At 36.6% G+C, this 19,439-nt stretch carries 17 protein-coding genes and 1 pseudogene; 4 read left to right on the top strand and 14 right to left on the bottom strand.

Features of this window, described 5'->3' with window-relative positions; translation table 11 throughout:
- Window positions 1-16: 16 nt before the first annotated feature.
- The 12 genes and pseudogenes from FA727_RS04510 to FA727_RS04455 all read right to left on the bottom strand — a co-directional run bounded on the left by FA727_RS04510 (window position 17) and on the right by FA727_RS04455 (window position 9,183).
- Window positions 17-589 carry a histidine phosphatase family protein gene (locus FA727_RS04510; protein WP_136829517.1) on the bottom strand — a complete coding sequence of 191 codons (573 nt, stop codon included), beginning with the start codon at window positions 587-589 and terminating at the stop codon, window positions 17-19.
- A 16-nt stretch (window positions 590-605) separates the two neighbouring features.
- Window positions 606-1,139, bottom strand: a pseudogene (locus tag FA727_RS04505) (GNAT family N-acetyltransferase).
- 27 nt (window positions 1,140-1,166) lie between these two features.
- Window positions 1,167-1,874, bottom strand: coding sequence for a class I SAM-dependent methyltransferase (locus FA727_RS04500; RefSeq protein WP_136829516.1), 708 nt, complete (start codon window positions 1,872-1,874; stop codon window positions 1,167-1,169).
- A gap of 81 nt (window positions 1,875-1,955) precedes the next feature.
- The gene (locus FA727_RS04495; RefSeq protein WP_136829515.1) at window positions 1,956-2,483 is read right to left on the bottom strand and encodes an AAA family ATPase; all 528 of its coding nucleotides are present in this window, start codon (window positions 2,481-2,483) and stop codon (window positions 1,956-1,958) included.
- Window positions 2,484-2,544: 61 nt separating this feature from the next.
- Window positions 2,545-3,075: a CBO0543 family protein gene (locus FA727_RS04490; protein WP_136829514.1), complete on the bottom strand. Its 531-nt coding sequence runs from the start codon at window positions 3,073-3,075 to the stop codon at window positions 2,545-2,547.
- Window positions 3,076-3,635: 560 nt separating this feature from the next.
- Window positions 3,636-4,388 (bottom strand): AAA family ATPase, encoded by a 753-nt coding sequence (locus FA727_RS04485; RefSeq protein ID WP_136829513.1) that lies wholly within the window; start codon window positions 4,386-4,388, stop codon window positions 3,636-3,638.
- Between the two features lie 15 nt (window positions 4,389-4,403).
- Entirely contained in the window at window positions 4,404-4,826 is a 423-nt protein-coding gene (locus FA727_RS04480; RefSeq protein ID WP_136829512.1) for a VOC family protein, read from the bottom strand.
- Entirely contained in the window at window positions 4,823-5,344 is a 522-nt protein-coding gene (locus FA727_RS04475) for a GNAT family N-acetyltransferase (protein ID WP_136829511.1), read from the bottom strand. Before FA727_RS04475 ends, FA727_RS04480 begins: the two co-directional genes overlap by 4 nt.
- Window positions 5,345-5,356: 12 nt before the next feature.
- Complete coding sequence (locus tag FA727_RS04470) at window positions 5,357-6,316, bottom strand: LacI family DNA-binding transcriptional regulator (protein ID WP_136829510.1); 960 nt, start codon at window positions 6,314-6,316, stop codon at window positions 5,357-5,359.
- A gap of 138 nt (window positions 6,317-6,454) precedes the next feature.
- Window positions 6,455-7,270, bottom strand: a complete 816-nt coding sequence (locus FA727_RS04465) for a pentapeptide repeat-containing protein (protein WP_136829509.1) — start codon at window positions 7,268-7,270, stop codon at window positions 6,455-6,457.
- A gap of 111 nt (window positions 7,271-7,381) precedes the next feature.
- Window positions 7,382-8,104 (bottom strand): GDSL-type esterase/lipase family protein, encoded by a 723-nt coding sequence (locus FA727_RS04460; protein ID WP_136829508.1) that lies wholly within the window; start codon window positions 8,102-8,104, stop codon window positions 7,382-7,384.
- Between the two features lie 65 nt (window positions 8,105-8,169).
- Entirely contained in the window at window positions 8,170-9,183 is a 1,014-nt protein-coding gene (locus tag FA727_RS04455; RefSeq protein WP_136829507.1) for an acyltransferase family protein, read from the bottom strand.
- Window positions 9,184-9,424: 241 nt separating this feature from the next.
- On the opposite strand from FA727_RS04455, the gene FA727_RS04450 reads away from it, so the two are divergent.
- The 4 genes from FA727_RS04450 (at window position 9,425) to FA727_RS04435 (ending at window position 13,366) form a co-directional block, all read left to right on the top strand.
- Complete coding sequence (locus tag FA727_RS04450; protein WP_136829506.1) at window positions 9,425-10,066, top strand: pentapeptide repeat-containing protein; 642 nt, start codon at window positions 9,425-9,427, stop codon at window positions 10,064-10,066.
- 96 nt (window positions 10,067-10,162) lie between these two features.
- Window positions 10,163-10,423, top strand: coding sequence for a hypothetical protein (locus FA727_RS04445; protein ID WP_136829505.1), 261 nt, complete (start codon window positions 10,163-10,165; stop codon window positions 10,421-10,423).
- Between the two features lie 344 nt (window positions 10,424-10,767).
- Window positions 10,768-11,688 (top strand): heme o synthase, encoded by a 921-nt coding sequence (gene cyoE, locus FA727_RS04440; RefSeq protein WP_136829504.1) that lies wholly within the window; start codon window positions 10,768-10,770, stop codon window positions 11,686-11,688.
- Between the two features lie 202 nt (window positions 11,689-11,890).
- The gene (locus tag FA727_RS04435; protein WP_246041682.1) at window positions 11,891-13,366 is read left to right on the top strand and encodes an IS200/IS605 family accessory protein TnpB-related protein; all 1,476 of its coding nucleotides are present in this window, start codon (window positions 11,891-11,893) and stop codon (window positions 13,364-13,366) included.
- Window positions 13,367-13,460: 94 nt separating this feature from the next.
- Here the strand turns inward: FA727_RS04435 and FA727_RS04430 are convergent, their stop codons facing one another.
- Together FA727_RS04430 and helD are read right to left on the bottom strand one after the other, a co-directional pair.
- Complete coding sequence (locus FA727_RS04430) at window positions 13,461-16,847, bottom strand: hypothetical protein (protein ID WP_136829503.1); 3,387 nt, start codon at window positions 16,845-16,847, stop codon at window positions 13,461-13,463.
- Window positions 16,848-17,019: 172 nt separating this feature from the next.
- Entirely contained in the window at window positions 17,020-19,311 is a 2,292-nt protein-coding gene (gene helD, locus FA727_RS04425; protein ID WP_136829502.1) for an RNA polymerase recycling motor HelD, read from the bottom strand.
- Window positions 19,312-19,439: the final 128 nt, after the last annotated feature.

Below are 19,439 nucleotides of genomic sequence, written 5' to 3'. Positions count from 1 at the left end.
ATTCATGGACAGGAATTTACAGGTGTTTCTTGCAATTATAAAGTCTACAATCCCAAATTCCATCTGTGTTCGTAAGTATAGTTAGAGACGTATTATCCATATAGGTGGACCTAAAAACATCTGGCAGTAAACGTTGCAACAGTATGCCGATCATTGCACCATGGCTTACGAGCAAAACCTTTTTTCCCTTATGTAATTGAACGATTTCATCTATACATTGCATCCCTCTATTGAATACTTCTTCTACAGTTTCCATACCGAGGTCTTGTTCTCGCCAATTACTTCCCCATTTTTGGGCTCGCTCCTCCTCAGTCGTACCTTCAATTTCACCACAGTTCAGTTCTTGTATTCGTTCATCAAGAAAGGTAATTGGCATATTTCTTTTCTCACCAATAATTGTAGCTGTTTCCACAGCTCTTAAAAGATGACTTGAACCAATCATATCCCAATCTTCGAAAGATAGTCTTTCAGCAATTTTCATCGCTTGCTGCTTACCTAGCTCATTGAGCGGAATATCCGTACGTCCTTGTGCCATGCCTAACTCATTCCATGCTGTGATTCCATGCCTAATCAAACCAATAGTCGTCATAACCTTCCCCTCCCTATTAGTCCTGAAATCTACCCATTACAACCGTATTATAATATTTTCCATCTGATAAAATTTTGTCGCACTTCAATATTCCCTCTACTTCAAATCCAAACTTCTGATAAAGCTTAATTGCTTTTTCATTCGTTTCGAGTACATTTAACGTTATTTTCTTAATTCCATGAGAATCGGCCCATTGAATGGCGTTCACCAACAAGTTCTTTCCTATTCCAAATCCCCAATACTCTTTTAAAATGCAAATACCAAATTCTACTTTATGTATGGTACGTTTCAAGTTATTCCCTTCACATCGAGCGAAACCAACAATTTCCCCACCGACTTCAGCAACTAAAAATAGGTTTCTAGGACTCTCAGAGTCCTCTTAAAACTAGATTCATCTAGATAAGCCTCACCTGGTACTCGATCAAGAAATTCCGTTTCACCATCGATTTTAAGCCTTACTTGTGATAGGTACTTTGCATCTTTTTTCTATTGCAAACCTAATATGATATTTTAATTGATTGACTTCAAATTCTTTAAATTGCACTTTCAAAAATTTATCCCCCTAATTTCTCTTATTTCATGGTTTTTGAGCTTTTATGATGAGAAATTGTGGATTTTTCATTAGTCTCTCATAACTCTCAGGAGCTTTTTCCTTACATTCATCAACAGGCTGCGGCTCTACGATTTTCTTTAAGGAAAAATAGAGGACGGTTTCGTTCAAAATCGACTGAAGCGGTCGTCTATAAAACGGAACTTTTATCAATTCCCCTTGCCTTTTCCATGTATCGATAATTAGTTCGGTGCTAAAATACTCTTTTTCTTCGGATAAATGAATATCCATCATTGGGTGGTGAACGGAAAAAATAAAAGTCCCATCTAGTTTTAAGATTCTTTGGAACTCGGCAAATGTTTGCTTCCAATCCCCAACGTAATGGAGTACGAGAGAGCTTACTATCAAATCAAAGGACTCATCAGCAAAAGGTAATTTGCCTTCTAAGTCACAGCACAAAACCTCAGCTTTTTCTCCTACACGCCTCTTTGTAGCTTCGACCATTTCTGGACTCATATCAACAGCGGCCACATCTGCCCCCATCTCGATGAATTGCTCCGTATACCAACCTGCCGCACACCCAGCATCGAGGACTTTCTTATTTTTCAAATCATCAGGGAGAAGCTTTATCATAGCTGGGCGCTCGTAGTAAATGTTGTAGGCACTCTGAGTGTCCACATTATGTTCATAATCATCGGATAATTCATTATAGGCTTGTTTAATGAATTCTTTCATTTTTGACACCACCAATACTCTTATTTCCTAATAGCACAATTCCTGAATTCATCATAACGTAAATACTTTTCTATGTATCTCCTAAGCATCAATTTCACACTCTTTTACATTCGCAATCTCATCAATACTCTTTCCATCCGTCTTAATCCTTAATGCAAACTCTGCCTCCTGAAATGCCGTAACACACATACTTGTTTGCTGATAACACCAGTTCCCTTCCTTTTCACCTCGCAACCGAAGCCGTTCATGAATCGTGGATTCTTCTGCTATTAGGCAAAAATGATAGGTTTCTTTATCTATATTCTTAAATCCTTCATAGATATAGTGATAATAATCTTTATTATAAATCGTCATCGGTACGATCAAATGCTTGTTATACCGGTATCTTAATTGTTCAGCAACCTGGACGACAAGTTGTTTCCAAAGCTTCAAATCCTGAAAATTATCTGTTCGTTCTTCTGGGAATTTGATATCTTCTGTTATGATACTTCTTAGCATAAAGCCAACTTCTTCAGGATCATACAACATTGTATCTTTCATGGTGTTATGTAACTCCTTTGCTACTGTTGTTTTTCCTACTCCAAAAGCTCCATTTAGCATGATGATCATCCTAAACCTCCTCCAAATTTGATCAAAAAAAAATGACACATACATATGCGTCGGCTACAAGTTAACGAAATACAATTCCTGGAACATCAAAGGTTTGCCATAAATACACGATAAAGATAATTGATAATAGCCATGCGACTAATGGTTTCTTAGAATGAATCCATAAGATGAAGAACATAACTGCGTTAAAGAGAACGGACCACCAAAAGGTCCAACCGTTGTCGTATGTAATATTATTTAACTGTAAATCTATTAGTTCATTCACACCATATAAGGCGACCCAGAAAGCGAAATAGAGTATTTGTTTAAAAATGTTTTGTGCAGGAAATTTAGGTAAAAAGATGAGTATCGTGGCAGGATATTTGACTAGAATAATTGCTAGTGAAATATGCGTGTTGGCTAAATCATATTTTCCAAATAAATCGGGTGGAGTATATTTCCACATTGGGTAATGATCGGACAATAAGTATAAATACAGGAAGTCGCCTAGCATAAAGAAAAGAATGGTCCCGTAATATTTCTCCCAATTCTTCCAATCTCCCCATTTCCATAAGGCAAATAACCATAGTAAAACACATATTACGTTAATCATTTCAAGGACTCCTTATATAAAAATAGCTTTTGTATTTCCATTTTATTACACTTGGTAGGAATTGTCTATTCAAAATAATCAAACTATTTTACTATCTTTCAAATTTAGAGAAAAGGACCATGCCCGCGCATGGTCCTGGAGAGACTAAAAGGTAGGTTAGCTTTCTACTATTTCAATTCCTTCCAAAATTGAACTTTAGGGGGTGATCTGTTTTAGAAGAAAAAGAGAACAATGATGACATTGGAGAAAAATCATCATTGATATTATTACAATGCTCAATTCCCAAAATAACTCTTGGATAAGCAGGACGGGCTACCTCTTCTTGTACTAATCGTCGTCTTTGAATAATGCTTTAAATAGTTCGCGAATATCTTTCAATAAATCATCTACTGTATCAATGTTATTATCGACAAAATTTCTTATGATGGTTAAGATCATATGTTTAGCCTCCCTTCCTTTCTATCTACCATATCTATATGGCAAAAAAAGAAAAGTGGTAAGGTGCTAGTCCAGATTTAAGGAAATTTTTCGAAAAAATTTTACGAAATTAAATCATTTACCTATTGAAAGAGATGGTATAACAGCCGATCTCGGTCTTCGAAAAATTGTTTCATAATGGAATAATGGGAAGTCTCTTCTAAATGCAATTCTGACATTCCTTCTTCAGTTAGCTGGATGATTTTCGCTTGTGGGTAGGCCATGATGATTGGAGAATGGGTAGAAATAATGAATTGAGAACCTTCATTGATAAGTTCATGTATTCTAGCTAACAGCGACAGCTGTCTTAATGGGGACAACGCTGCCTCCGGTTCGTCTAATATGTATAGTCCATTTTCTCCAAACCTCTCCATAAAAGCCGCAAAAAAGGATTCTCCATGAGATTGTTCGTGAAGCGACTTCCCTCCAAAAGAATCAATAATCGGCCTTCCACCAGGCTCTTTGTCCATTTCCTCAATATTAGTCGCAACATTATAAAAGGTTTCCGCTCGAAAGAAAAAACCATCGCTTGCTCGTTCTACCCCTTTTACCACGCGAAGATATTCGTCCAAATCCGAGTGAGAATCATAGCTGGAAAAATTAAAGTTCAAAGTACCTCCTTCTGCATTAAATCCGAGACTAAGTGCAATTCCTTCTAGTAGAGTAGATTTTCCGGTGCCATTTTCTCCGACGATATACGTAATATTCGGGTGGAAGACAATCTTATCTAAATGACGAATTACTGGTAAGTTAAGTGGAAATTTATCAAAGGAAAAAATCTGTTCCCTTTTCAAACTAACATCCCTAATATATTGAGTGTCCCGATCTAGCTTCATAGCACAAAGGCCTCCTTACTCCTCAAATTCCCACTGTGGATTCCAGACAACTTCCCATAAATGACCATCAGGGTCCTGAAAATATCCTGAGTAACCTCCCCAAAACGTTTTATGAGCAGGGTCCGAAATAATAGCTCCAGCCTTCAAAGCTTGTTCCATTACCCTGTCCACTTCCTCTTTGCTTCCGACATTATGTCCCAGTGTGAATGCAGTCGAACTTTTTGCATCGAGTGACACTTTTGCCTCATGAGCGATATCTTTCCGATTCCAAATGGCTAGCTTTAATCCTGGCTGGAGGTCAAAGAAAGCAACAGCCCCATGCTCAAATTCCTGGCCAACAATACCTTCCGTCGGAAACCCTAATCCGTCACGATAGAATACTAACGCCCTTTCTAAATCATTAACTCCGATGGTAATAACAGTAACTCTAGGTTTCATTTGATTTCCCCTTCCTTAGAAACAGAATACACAAACACTTTTTTTCCCCATTTATGAATTGTTTTTTCAACCTTCATACCAATACGTTCTGCCACCTTTGTTGATGGAATATTATTTACATCAGGAAGTGAAACTATTTTACTTAAGTTCATCTGTTCAAAACCATAGTGTTTACAAGCAGCTGCTGCTTCCGTTGCATAGCCATTTCCCCAGACTCTTCTGGCAAAAAGATACCCGATCTCCATCACAATCTCTCCATCTACCTCTTGAGGCACGATTCCACATTGACCGAGAAATTCTCCCGTGTCTTTGTCCTCCACAATCCAAAGCCCAACACTATAGTTCTCATAATTCCTTAAGGTCCACTCAATCCAATCTAAAGTCTGTTTTTCATCTTTTATAGAAGGATAATATTTCATCGCAACAGGGTCTGAGAAGATTTCTTGCAAAAGTGGAGCATCTTCTTTTCCCATTTCTCTTAAATTCAATCTTTCAGTCGTAATAACAGACGTTTTCATGGCTTCCCCTCCTCATACTGTACCGCGTTCAATCAATTTTACCTTTACTTCCGTATGGCTAATTTCTTCTCCTACCGCTTGTAAAAAAAGATTCTCTCCCATTTGTTCGTGTGGAATATCAATTGTAGTAATGTTCATCATTTTTGCAATCGGTTGATTATCAAAACCGATAATAGCCAACTCGTCAGGAATCGCAATCCCTTCATTATGACAACAAGTCACAACCCCAGCTGCTATTTGATCATTTGTTACTAACAATGCAGTTGGAGGCACTTCCATCGTTTTTAATTCCTTGATTATTTTTTCAGCGTCCTCAACATAGAGACAGTTATCCATAATATATTCTGGTCTAAAATGTAAATCGTATTTCACAAGAAAATCCTTGTAAGCTTGCTCTCTTTTTTTGCTACTACTCCCGGATCTTCTGCCAATACAATAGCCAATTTTCTGATGCCCCTTTTGATATAAATACTCAAGCGCTTCAAAAAAGACAGAATAATGGTTAACAAATGTGGTAGAAATTTGTTCTCGTTTAATATTTTCACATAGCACAATTGAACCATAGTGTAGATGCTCCTCAATTGTTGCCAAACTACATGCTCTTGAGCAAATGATTAAGCTATCAATCTGCTTTTCTTTCAGCATCAGCAGTGCATCGAGTTCTCTACTTTCTAAATAATCTGTTTGAAACAATACCAATTTATAATCGTGCTCTAATGCAATTCTTGCGATTCCTTTCAATAATGAAGCAAAATAGGGATGCCCTGTGAAAGGAAGTACTACGCCCATAAGCAATGTATTTCCTTTGCTTAAGTGTACGGCATTAATGTTTTTATGATAATTTGTAGCTTTAATCGCTTCTAGTACAGCCATCCTTTTCTTTTCACTCACATAGGGATGCTCATTTAATACACGGGAGACTGTGGTTACCGACACCCCAGCCATCTTCGCTAAGTCTTTAATATTCGTCATGTACTCACCTATTTTAAAAAATCTCTTGCTCTGAAACGCGTTTCATATTTTATTCTAATTCTGGAGAGAAGCTCTTCTCTCTCACGTTTAGCTTTATTGGCGTAACGAATAGTTCGGCGTAACAATAAAGCTAAACGTTCACTTGAAATTGAGCCAATGTGGAGGTAATTTTAAAGTATCCGGTAGTTTCGTATGGATGTCCCCGTTAGCGGAGTTAACCTGCACTTGTGTTAGAAAAATACTCCCTGTAAGATTCGCTCCTCTTAAGTCCGCATCTCTCAAATCAGATCCAATGAAATCACACATAGACATATCAGCTTCCCTAAGGTCAGCCGCAATTAGCCATGCACCTCTAAAATTACTTCCTTTAAGATTAGCTCCTCTTAATTTTGCACCTATTAGATCCTTTTTTGATTTTTTGTTATTAAATTTTGCCCGAACTAAATCGCTTACTCGTAATAATAATTCGTTAATTCTTGTTCTATGAATATGTATCTCTAAATCTAAAATCGATTTTGGACTTAAATTCGTCATCTGCTCTGTCTCATCCAAAGCTTTTTGTAATTCTTTATGTATCGATTTAGTTGCCCCAAGACTGCGAGCTTCATATAAATACAGAAGCATTTCGTGAAGCTGTTGCATAAGTGGAAACACAGCAAACATTTCCTTTGCTACTTTTTGATCTTCTCGCCAATCTCTACCATGAAAAGTAATCTGAGAAACTTTTTGTCCCGCCCCAAAGCATTCGAAGACGGTGCACCCTTTAAAGCCATTGTTTCTTAATTCATTATGAATGCTACAGCGGAAATTTGACTCTAAGTTATGACAAGGTGCTCCTCCTTCTTTTTCCATAGCAAAGTCTGCTGACTTTCCAAAAGGAAGTGCAACACAACATAACCCATAACAATTTTCACAATCGGCCTTTAATTGATTTTGTTGATGAACCTTTTCCATAATAGCTAACACTTCCTTTTTACCGCTTACAATCTGATTATAATAGACTTCTTATTTCAATAAAACTATTGTTTGACCATAAGAAAAAAAGCTGCCACCCTGACAACTTTCTTAACTAGAATGTTTATTCTTTTCTATATCTATAATCCTCTCCATCACTCGGTCCGCAATCGCTTGGTAGCCATCTGAATTCGGATGGATCTTATCTTGAAAATATTCCATTTTTGGCTTATTTAGAAATACATCCAAAGTTGGCACGAAATACGACTCTTCAAATTTATGTGTTACATTGACCATTTCATGATTCCACAATTCAATAATATTCAAAATTTCTTGTTGGTTATCGAATTCAGTGTACGGATGATATAGTCCCATCACATAAATCTGAGCTAGCTTATTTTCATTTCGCACTTTCTCTACTATCTTTTGAAGATTCGCGGAAAAAATTATTTTGCCTTTCATCATGTTATGCCAAGTAAGCTTATCGCCTGTTGGCTTTATCCATTTTCTAAAATCATTTGTTCCAATGTAGAGAAAAATATAATTAGCTTTCTTAATTTCTTCTAGTATAGTTGCATCCTCAAGCTTTTCTAATATATTTTCACTTGTCAGGCGTGGCACTCCATAATTTTTCACAAATACAGGTAAGCCTTCTTTTTCTTCGAGCTGAGTTTTCACTCTTTCAACATATCCCATTTTCTTTGAATCGCCCGTCCCATAAGTGATTGAATCTCCTAATGCAACTACATTGATCTCACGAGAGGCTGACATTGTCCATGAATATGTCCCAAACACGATTGTCATAAGAATGATAAAAAAGAAATAATTTTTCATACAAAAAAACTCCTAATTTTTGCCTATTAGGAGTTTTCCCAGTAAATGGTCATTCAATGTATGATTTAATCTTTTTGCCCGAAGTTGGCTACATATTTTTTCGGAAAAGAGAACCTTAGTTCAATTAATGGCTGTGCAATTTTCCGAATGAATTTACTTGATAAGAACGCAATTAGTAGTATTGATAACAATAATAGAACAATGATCTGTTCTGATTCACTTAGAATATTCTCTAATCCACTGTTTCTAAAGTATTTGACAAAGAAACCGTGAAGAAGATAGACGTAAAGTGAACTAGTACCCCATTTTGTAAAGAAATAGTGCTTCCTCGGAACTAATGCTAAGAAACTTAGAGTTGCAAGAGATGTAACGGCGTAAACCCCTAAGCGAATCGTTCCTGCATTAACTCCTGTTTCATCCAATTCCCCGTATGGTTTTGAGCCAAACAGCCATTTGTATTCGAAATCAGGAAGGAAATACACAGCAGCAAATATCGATAACAACACGATCAATGATAAATACTTAAACTTTACTGCCTTCACCCTTTCAAAATGTTCTTTTTTCAAGTAATATCCGATTAAGAAAAATGGGAAAAACACAAATGTACGTGATAAGCTCAAGAAGCTATTAATTTCATCAAAATAACCGACAATTACACCTAAAGCAACAGTCATGATAAGTGAAATACCAGCTTTCCATTTTGTGAAGACAAATAACATGAGATTCCAACAGAATAGGCTCATTAGGAACCATAAGGACCATTGTGGTACGAATGGATCTAATACAATCCCTTCATTTTCCTGGATAAAGTTGTAGTAAACTGAGTATATCCCTTGAAAAATTAAATACGGAATGATTAATTTTTTCGTGATCTTCTTAACGTACCCTTTTTTATGAATGCCTTTAGCAAAAAATCCTGAAATTAAGATGAATGCTGGCATATGGAATGTATAAATAGTTGTGTAAATGGTATAAATAAATTTGTCTTCTTGAATATATGATTGGATTAAATGGCCAAATACTACGAAAAAAATCAGTAAAAATTTCGCATTATCATAGTAAGCTTCTCGTTTTTTCATATTCAACCTCCCAACAACTTTTATAGACTACCATACCCCATTTCTATACGTCTATAACTTTCGAGAGGTTGTATTCTCTTTATGTTCTTTTTAATAAAACTGTAATAAACATGTAATTTCCTAACAATCTCATAACATATTTTCGGTTTTAGAAATATATTAATATAATAAATTTATTAATCGTGTTGTTCAGTTATAATGAAGGTATTGAAACATTTATTTTTAAATAAGGGTGATAAAAATGGCCACAAAAATTGACCAACCAAAAATTCCTGCTCATCTAACTCCAGTAAACTTTGAGGAAATTTTCAATGATGATGATCCTTATATTGAAGACTGTCTTATCTCCAATTGCACGGTTGAACTAGAGAATTTGGACAAGATTAAGTTTTCGCAAGTCATCTTCCAAAACGTGACATTTAACAATGTTTCTTCTCGAAAAATTGATTTAACTGATGTGATTTTTGATCATTGTGATTTTTCAAATGCTGACCTCATGGAAGCAGTGATTCATCGAACAGAATTTAAAAACTGCAAATTATTAGGAGTGAATTTAGCTGAAGCATCCTTTGCAAATGTCTTGTTTGAAAATTGTAATTTGAATTTGAGCTCATTTGGCTATAGTAGCTTCAAACAAGTGGTTTTCGATAACAGCATTCTCAGAAGTGCAGATTTCTATGAATGTAAATTCAATAAGATAGCCTTTCAAGAATGCGATTTGAATGATGCGAATTTTTCTCGAACTACTTTAAAAGGAACAGACATTAGTAGTTCTACATTTCAAGCCATTCAGGTTGAATTAGATGATTTACCTGGCTGCATCGTCAATTCTGAACAAGCAATTGGATTCGCGATGATGCTGGGCCTCACAATCAAAGATTAATATATTAAATATGTAAAAACTTTCCACCATATAATCTATTCCCCTCCTTCCGAAATTTCATAAAATATTGAAATGACACGGAAGGAGGAGGACAAATTGTTTCGACACTTCCTATCTTTATGCATCGCCTTTTTGACTATTTTTATAGTCAGTACAAGCCATGTAGGTGCTGCTGAAGAATCCACTACTCAACTTACCTACTATTCTCAACATTATTTTTCGGAAAATCATGATAAAGAATTCGCTAAGAAATGTATGAAAGAATCAGAAGGGGAAAAAGTTGAGGCTCAACTTATAGATCAGCAATGGCATTTAAAAGATTATTTCATTTTTTTACTCAAAAACCTGTACAATTAATTGCAGATTTACTGGAGATGTATTTAAGATAATTTTTGGCGTCACTTTCTCTAGTTAACATAATTATATTATTGTAAATTTATGACGAAGTATGTCTAAAATTCAGAAATATGAAATAGACTGAACTGTCTTTCATCTCGATTAATAAAGTCTACAAAATGGTTTATTTTGGACTATTCACATGAATCTTATTCGCAATTTCATCCAATTACTTAATTTATTGAAAGAATGATGGTAAAATAGTATTGGTGATTTTAATCACAATAAGTGACACTATCTAATGTTATATTAGTGCTATAAATGCAGTCTGCAGAGAAATTTTAACGAAAAGGACATTTCACGTCATGAATGAAAATCTAAGTTCTCAAGAACTTCCAAAACGTCCGTTATCCAAAATTATCGGAGCAACGGTGAAAACAGGTATCATTAAATCAAACTTAATCCCGATGTTTGCAGGGTTAACTCTCGCTCTATACACCTATCAAAAAGATTTGGTCGAGGTCTACCCAAATATCGTCTATGCCCTAATTGGTTCAACTCTTGTGATTGCTGCTGCGGGAGCCTTTAACAATCTATACGATCGGGATATTGACTCAGTTATGAAGAGAACGAAGAATCGCCCAACCGTAACGGGAGAGATTTCAGCCAAAACCGTACTCATCTTAAGCATCCTTATGTCGGTGTTTGGGGTTGGAATACTCGCCTTAGCAACTCCGCTTGCTGGCTTACTAGGTTTTCTCGGCGTGTTTTTTTATGTCGTACCTTATACCATGTGGTCAAAACGAAGAACGATTTGGAATACTGAAATAGGCAGTATTTCTGGGGCTATGCCACCGCTAATCGGGTGGGCTGCCATTCAACCTGATATTACTCACCCTGCGATCATTGGATTATTTTTTGTCACAGTTATTTGGCAAATGCCTCACTTTTATGCGATTGCGATTCGCAGTCATGAAGACTATGAAGCCGCCAAAGTTCCGATGTTACCGGTAATTAAAGGGGTTAAAAGAACGTTTATCCAGACAAACGTATACCTTGTCATCATGATATTAATGAGCTTTCTGTTCGGAACATTAAGTATCGGCCTTATGCTAGTGGCTCTAATTTTGAGTATTGGTTGGCTTGTTTTAAGTATGTACGGTTCGAAAAAGATGGATCCAAGCACATGGGCAAAGTCTATGTTTGTTTTTTCCCTTGTCCATATGACAGTTCTATTTTCAACGGTCATTATTTATTCATTAATGGGAATTTTCTTCTTCTCATAATAGACGAACCCCACAACATTCATTGTTGTGGGGTTCTCTATATCAACACTAGCGAGAAGACTCCTTCCTCAACAACGTAGGGAAGAGATGAATCGCTTTTCTTGTGTCTATTTTCAAAATTAAATAAAAATCAAAGGACAAAGTTATGAGTGTTTGGTAAAATAGAATTAAGAACAAGTGTTCTTTTCGAGGTGGGTGAGAAATGATGAAAGCCTATTTTTCTAATCGTATATACAAAGATACATTACCTGAAGAATATACAAATTCTATTTCTCATGCCCATCTTTTGTTTAGTCGTGCCAAACAATTCTCGTTCCAAACACAAGTGTTAGAAAAACGGTCTGGTGTAAACGGAAGTCCGAAATTCAATCAAACATCCAGAGAACAACAATTTGGTTATTTTTTTGTGGTGCAATTTAAATATAGAGCTGACATATACTATCATGCTTATCAATTTGAACATGACTATTTAAATGTTCAAATCGCTTTTTTTAAAAGTAAATTAGGTCGGCTGGAATTCAGATTAGATAGGTTGCAAAAACAGCTGAAAAGTTTAAAAAATAGTATTAACAGTGTAGTTTTTGGCACTAAAAAGTTATTCAAGGCTCAACACACAAAAGAAAACTATCAAAACGACCATGAGCAATGGCGAAAAGATTGGGAACGGTCTCGATACAATCAAATAACCATTAGTGGTCGAAAAGATGCCAAAGTCGGCAATTTCGTCTTTTGTTATACTCCAGAGACTCGAGAACTTCATTTCACACCCCCGAATGGTACTGAGATCATAATTGATAATCTTGTGTTTCCATATGGTCAAGAACAGATTGACCACGCAATTGAAACACAGATGAGCTGCAAAAACAAAAAGAAATACGGCAACCCCATTGCATGGTCTGTTGAAGATCATGGGGACTATTATATTTTCAAATGCATAGTTGATGTGCCAGGGAATCCTCATAAAAATGATAGTCGTGCAGACGGCTTATTAGGTCTGGATCTTAATGTAGACCATATCGCATGGTCCAATATCAACACAACAGGGCAACTGATAAAATCAGGTGTGTTTTCTTTCGATTTGGAAGGGAAAACGTCTGAACAAATCACGAAAATGATTGAAAACAAGGCAGTGGTCATTGTTGATTTAGCAATGAAGTTAAATAAGCCCATTGCATTGGAAAAATTAAATACCACCCAATCCAAAGTTTCTCAACCATACGGCAATAGAAAAGCCAATAAAGCGATGAGTCATTTTGCCTACAATAAAATGATTTCTGCCATTAAAAACCGGGCGGAGAAAATGGGTGTAGCCGTGTTTGATGTGAATTCAGCCTACACCTCCCAAATTGGCAAAATCAAATACATGAAGCGTATGGGAATCTCGATTCACCAAGCAGCTTCATATGTGATTGCACGTCGTGCAATGGGATTTAAAGAAACACTTCCACCAGTGTTGCATTCCCTGTTACCAGAGAAGATAGCAGGTCTACAACACTGGGCGCAGTGGAAGTGGATTTCATCATGCCTATCCGATGTTCGTAAACACGCGTTCTATCGGAAAGAACTTTTTGCCTACGACAAGATTGACTCAATGAATCAACTCTTTCCTCAAGGGGCTCTTTCAGACTTTGAGGCAAAAGGTTTGTTAAAAGTGAAAAGTAGAAAACACATAGCCTAGTTGAACGGGCAATGGTCTACTAAACTCTTTAGTAGCCTTTTTAGGAATCCCCTTCCTCAAAAATCCAAATGGATTTTAGGTGGGGGTAGTTCAATCATTTCCATTGCTTCCACATTTTTATGGCACTTTCTTTTAATGTAGAAATAAACGTTTTTTCTCCTCTTGCAGCTTTTTGTTTATTCCATTCGTTTGAGCTGGCTACTCCAATCAGTATCGAACCTGCAATGAGCAAATATGCCCACCATGGAAGGTTACCCCAGTAGGGTCTAGTTTGCAGGAATACATTTAGCAATAAGACTCCTGAACCGACGAAGAAATACGATTTTATTTTTAGGAAAACACCTGCAAGTAAGGACGCTAATGATAAGCCTCCCACTATTAATGCATCGTAAATGGTTGAAGTTTCAAGTCCGTCAATGATGAGCACACCTGATACCACAAGCAAAATACCCCACTGCAAATACGTTACGACCTCTTTGTATTTTCCTTTTAGACAAAATTGTAAATAGATTAAAAGCATGATAAATGGTAACACATACGCCTCTTTTACCAAAAGAGGATGTATTGAAACCTCGCCAAGTAAAGCGTAATACGGTTGTAGTAAATACGCACCCGCTAAGAATGTGGGTATCCATTGGAGTTCCACAGATACTCTTTTTCTTTGAAGCCATAATGTTAATACAATCAATAAGCCTGGAAGTAGCTTTGACCATATCGTGGGTTGTTCGAACCCATACATTGTTCCAAAAAAGAAAACCGCTATCAACGTATATGCATCAACCGAGAACGACACTTCTCCTTCATGTTGTTCATACAACTGACGGTAACACCATTTTCCTGCAATGAGAAAGGCCATTCCTAGCCCAGCCAGAATCCATAGTTCATGAATTGATGCAAATGGCTGGTAAATTAAATATTGTAAGGTGCCCATATAAATAAATAGGCTTGGTAGTATCGCAACGAAATCCCATTTACTTCGGTGAAGAATGAGCAATAGTCCGATAGCATACAACACAGTTACTACGAATGGGATAGTTTTGTATGGATACATATTTAGAAATGCAAGGATTCCTAACAAAGAAAATGCGACAAGATAGTAAATCATTCTTTTTTTATACGAAGCATTGGCTAACAGCCAAAATCCTGTTAAGACAACACTTGTTAAAAGGTAGGCATACTCACCATCAAGATTTTCTCCATACTCAATCGCTGTTGCAAAAATCGCAAAAACCATCGTAAAAGCACTATAGAGGAATACCTTCCGCTTCCATTCTCTCTCTACCAGCTTTGTACTTACTGCATAAATAACAAGACTAATGAGGAAGCTCCATACCGATTCTTTTCCGAAAATAAACATTGCTAACAATAACGCAATTAGCAAGTAGACATGGCCAACTAAAGCGAACGCCTGGTAGTAATGCCTTTCACGATTTTTTATATAGAAAGCTACTGCCAATAGAATAATGGCTCCGCCGATTAGATGTAGTCTACCAAGCTCCCCTATCGAGCTTAAGATCGTAAAATACGTCATCAAGGAAATTCCGCTAACTACATACGTTACATACTTTAATTTTGTGACTCGATAAAGCCAACTGTACATTACGATGCCTCCGATGAAGGTAAGTGGACGTACCCACTCCCCGTTGATCGGGAGGAACGTAGCGGCAATTAATGCTAAAGTATAGAAACCTTGAGCAACGTAGAAGCTGTTTCTTTTTAACTGGTTGTTTTTAATAGCGACAGAAGCAAAAATTAACACGATACTTGCTAGAATACCATGAGTTGCAATTCCTAGCTCTTGTTCGTAAAAAGCCCAGAACCCTCTTAACTCCTCCGCAAACGAAACAACCCCTAAACCGAGTGATAAAGGAATAATCCATTCTGCAAGAGGTTTTACTTCTAAACGCGTTTCTTTTTCTAGGGTCAAATATGCACAAACGCTGATTAGGACAAGCATAACGCCAAGCTCCCACCATTCGTACATGGTGAAAGCAATAAAAATCGATAAAAACATATAGGCCCAACCTACGTCTCTTGCAGGCTGCTTAATGCTTTCAAGTAGTCTCCCCTTCACGTACACACCGATTCCAGCAAATAGAATGCACCCAATCAAGAATACAAATAAAACAAACGGTTGTAGGTCTATTTCTTGGTCAACGAGAAGTACGCCTTCAAACATAGCTACTGATAAGAAGACGGCGGTTAGATAACGAAATAGGATTTTTTTCGTTGTACTGCTTAAATATAAAAAGTTCCCAGCAATCACTACATAAGCAAGCAATAGTACAACGGATGCATTCCCCCAATTGATTGTAATAGCCTGAAAGGTTATAAAAAGAAAGGCACATCCAGATACGACACTGCTTGTATAGGTGAAAATCTTTTTCCACGGATAATGATCGCCAAGTACCCTTGGAACAAGCAGAAAAATGAATCCAATGCCCGCAAATAATAATGGACTTAATTGATTCGGCACCGTATTTTCAATAAGTTGATAGGCACCATACACAAGCGTGGCGCTGAAAACAAAGTGAAATTCTTTTCTTCCACTTACATAGACCATGGATAAATAGATAACTGCCGTTAATATCATATTGAATCCTAAGTACCCATGAGAATTGAAAAGAACAAGCATGAGTAAGGTTGTTAGGATTAAATTAAACTGAGCGTAGTATACAAATTCTTTCGTGAAGATTTTGTATTTCTCGATTCCTTTTATACGGTGATAGAAGAAAATTAAGACCGCTTGAAAAAGCATCATTCCAAGAAAGAAGCTATCCTCTCCTAATTTGAATGTTGCAAGGAGAAATCCCATTGCGATGGTTAATGTTATGTAAGAAAACCAGACGAATAATCTGGACTTTAATTTTTTCGCTATAAGAACATAGACTGGTAGTAGCACAATGCTGCTAAGGAAACCAAATAGATATCTTCCTTCTCCATAAATAGATAAGTAGGTACCAGATAGTTGGAACCATCCAATCGATAATAAAAAGATAGGTAAAAACAAGCTTGCGAGCACAATAAACGCAAAAGCTGTTTTATCAATTTTAAGGATTCTTTTCGATACAAAGGCAATGCCATAAAACAAGATAGAAATTAATCCGATTGCACCAGCCTTTGTCACGCTCGACATTGTCGCCCAATTACTTGTTGCAACGTATAGTCCACCGATTAACAGGAGAATCACCCCTAGGTTTAGGAGCCATGTAATATTTCTCTCTCTGATTTGTTCTTCCGTTTTTTTTATTTTTTCAGGCTTTTTAATTTGTGGTATCAGTTTCTTTTCTGTTGTTACTTGTACCACTGGCGCAGTCGATATGCTCTCTTGTTGTTCCTTTGCTTCTAAGTCTGCATAAAACTGGTGGTGCGCTTTCGTAACTCCTTCATACACACTAGAGGTAATATAGTTTTCTCTTTGTAGTTGTACTAATTCTTGTTGAACAATGCGTTTTCTCTCTTCTCTTGATAGTGGTTGCAAGAAATCCCCCTACCTTCTTTTTGTACTTTTAGTGTAATTTTACACCAATAAAGAGAAATTTCAATACATTTTGGGAAAATTTTCATTTAGAGGTGCTTATAAACCAAAACCACCACTTCCTTCCCCAAACAAAAAAAGATGAAACCACTAAGGTTTCATCGTTCAAAACAAATTATCTAACCTCTATATAATCCATACTTTCCATCAATAACGCACTTCCTTCTCCCATGGAAAAGAGATGAAGCTCATGCATGGCTCTTGTACAGGCTGTGTATAAAAGTCTTCTTTCACTTTCTCGTTGATACATATCGACATTATACAATAGCACTGAATCAAATTCGATTCCCTTCGCAAGATAGCTTGGTATAACTAAAATGCCAGTCTCAAATGAAATCGTCCCTTTTTCAATTAATCGGACTGGAACCTCTGATTTCAAGTGGGCATATACTTCAGCACTTTCCTTTGCAGTCTTACAAATAATAGCAACCGTTTGGTAAGTGGATGATTGTTCTTTAATGGTTTCAACAATTTTACGCAATAGGGTCTCTCGACCAGAAGAAACCATCGTCATCGTTGGCATTTGACCTTCGCGATTAAACGGTTCAATCATATCTCCATCCTTTAAAATCGAGCGTGTAAACTCCACAATTGGTTTTGTTGAACGATAACTTCTTGTTAGAATAATTCGCTCTTCATCTCCCTGCATTTCCTCAGGTAAAAAGGATTCAGCATCATTCGAATGGGAATAGATGCCTTGATTAATATCCCCTAAGAGCGTCATTTTGCTATAAGGAAAAAGTTCCTGCAAATACGTTATTTGAAAAGGTGTATAATCCTGCGCTTCATCAATAAACAGATGACGAATAGAGGAACGAGTAATCGCTCCCTCAAGCCTATCCTTCAGATAGACAAATGGAGTAGCATCCTCATAAGATATTTCTTCTTTCTCAAGACTTCTTATCGTATATTCACTCACTTTAACCCACTTGTCCCCAAGTGTATGATACAAGTTTTTATAAATTGTTGGATAATCAATAAACGCTAACCGCTTCACTTGATTCATGATCGGTTTATAATAGCGGCTAACAACGATTTCAGCTAGAAGTTTTTCTTCATAGCCAAAATCATCAAAGGATTCTTTATCATCTTTACGCTTAGCCTCAAGCTTTTGGAAAGCTTCTAAGAAATCTTCTTTGTCTAAAAACTGGGCTTCCTCTTTAACCCAATCTTTTCTCCGCTCTAGCTTCTTCTTTTTTCTTAATTCCTTAACGACCCATTCCTTTAAATCCTCAATTCGATTACGAATAGAGATGTCTCTATCAAAGGAATAAAATTGTTCCTTAATGGCCTCTCCTGAAAGAAGGATTTCATTTTTCAATTTAATGCTCTTAAACTCAAGCCCATCTTCACTTAAAGCTTTAATATATTGATCTAATATCTTTTTAAAATCAATGCTCGATTTTAAGCGAATACTGTCCACTCTTGTTTTGTATTCTTCCGTTTCTTGACTGTTTAATAAATATTCAAGCTGTGTAAAGGAATCCTCAAGCTCTAACCCTCTACCAATCCTATTGCTCAAGTACTCAAGAAAAGTAGTCTGTGCCATATTTTCTTCACCAAGTTCAGGAAGTACGGTCGAAACATAACTATTGAACAATGGGTTTGGTGAGAACAACATAATATTTTTTGAAGACAAAGTTCTCCGGTGTCGATACAGTAAATACGCCACGCGCTGAAGGGCAGCAGAGGTTTTCCCACTACCTGCAACACCTTGAACAATTAAATATTTGCTTTTCTCATTACGAATAATTTGGTTTTGCTCTTTTTGAATGGTCGCCACAATGGTTTTCATTTGTGCATCAGCATTTTTTCCGAGCACTTCCTGTAAGAGTTCGTCACCAATCGTCACACCTGTATCAAACATACCTTCGATCGTTCCGTTGCGGATAATGAATTGTCGTTTAAGCGTCATTTCCCCTTCAATCATCCCACTAGGCGTTTCATATTTAGCAGGACCAGGCGGATAATCATAATAAAGACTAGATATCGGTGCACGCCAATCATAGATTAAGAAATTTTCTTCGTTTCGGTCCATAAAAGAGGCGATTCCAATATAGATCGTTTCACTCACTTCCCCTTCTTCGGTAAAATCTACACGGCCGAAGTAAGGAGAACCTTTTAATCTAAAGAGTGTACGGATTTGCTTATCGAGTTGTTTCTCACTTCTTTCTCTTTCCGATAAAAGTTCAACTTGCTGCCTAATGCTCCAAAATGTCTCTTCGAAGTCATCTGGCTCATCGATGTTCACCGTTACATCATTCCAAAATGTTTTTCGTATTTCATGAGCATCTGAACTAACTTTATCTGCTTGTTGGGAAAGTTTATCGATCGTTATTTGAATTTCTTGAGCTATATCCTGTACCCGTCCTTGTTCGATATTCTTTTCTAATTGTTCCTCACTCATGAAATCACACCCCTCTTTAATTTTGGTCCGAAAAATCATTTTTTTAATCCTATTCACTTGACTTAATGATTTATTTGTGTTAATGTTATTATAGGATATTTATATTTAACTATTTTAAAACTTTCAGA

The sequence above is a fragment of the Robertmurraya kyonggiensis genome (assembly GCF_005116465.1).
Classification (GTDB): domain Bacteria; phylum Bacillota; class Bacilli; order Bacillales; family Cytobacillaceae; genus Robertmurraya; species Robertmurraya kyonggiensis.
Note: the sequence above shows the minus strand (reverse complement) of the source record. Positions and strands in the feature narration are given on the sequence as shown.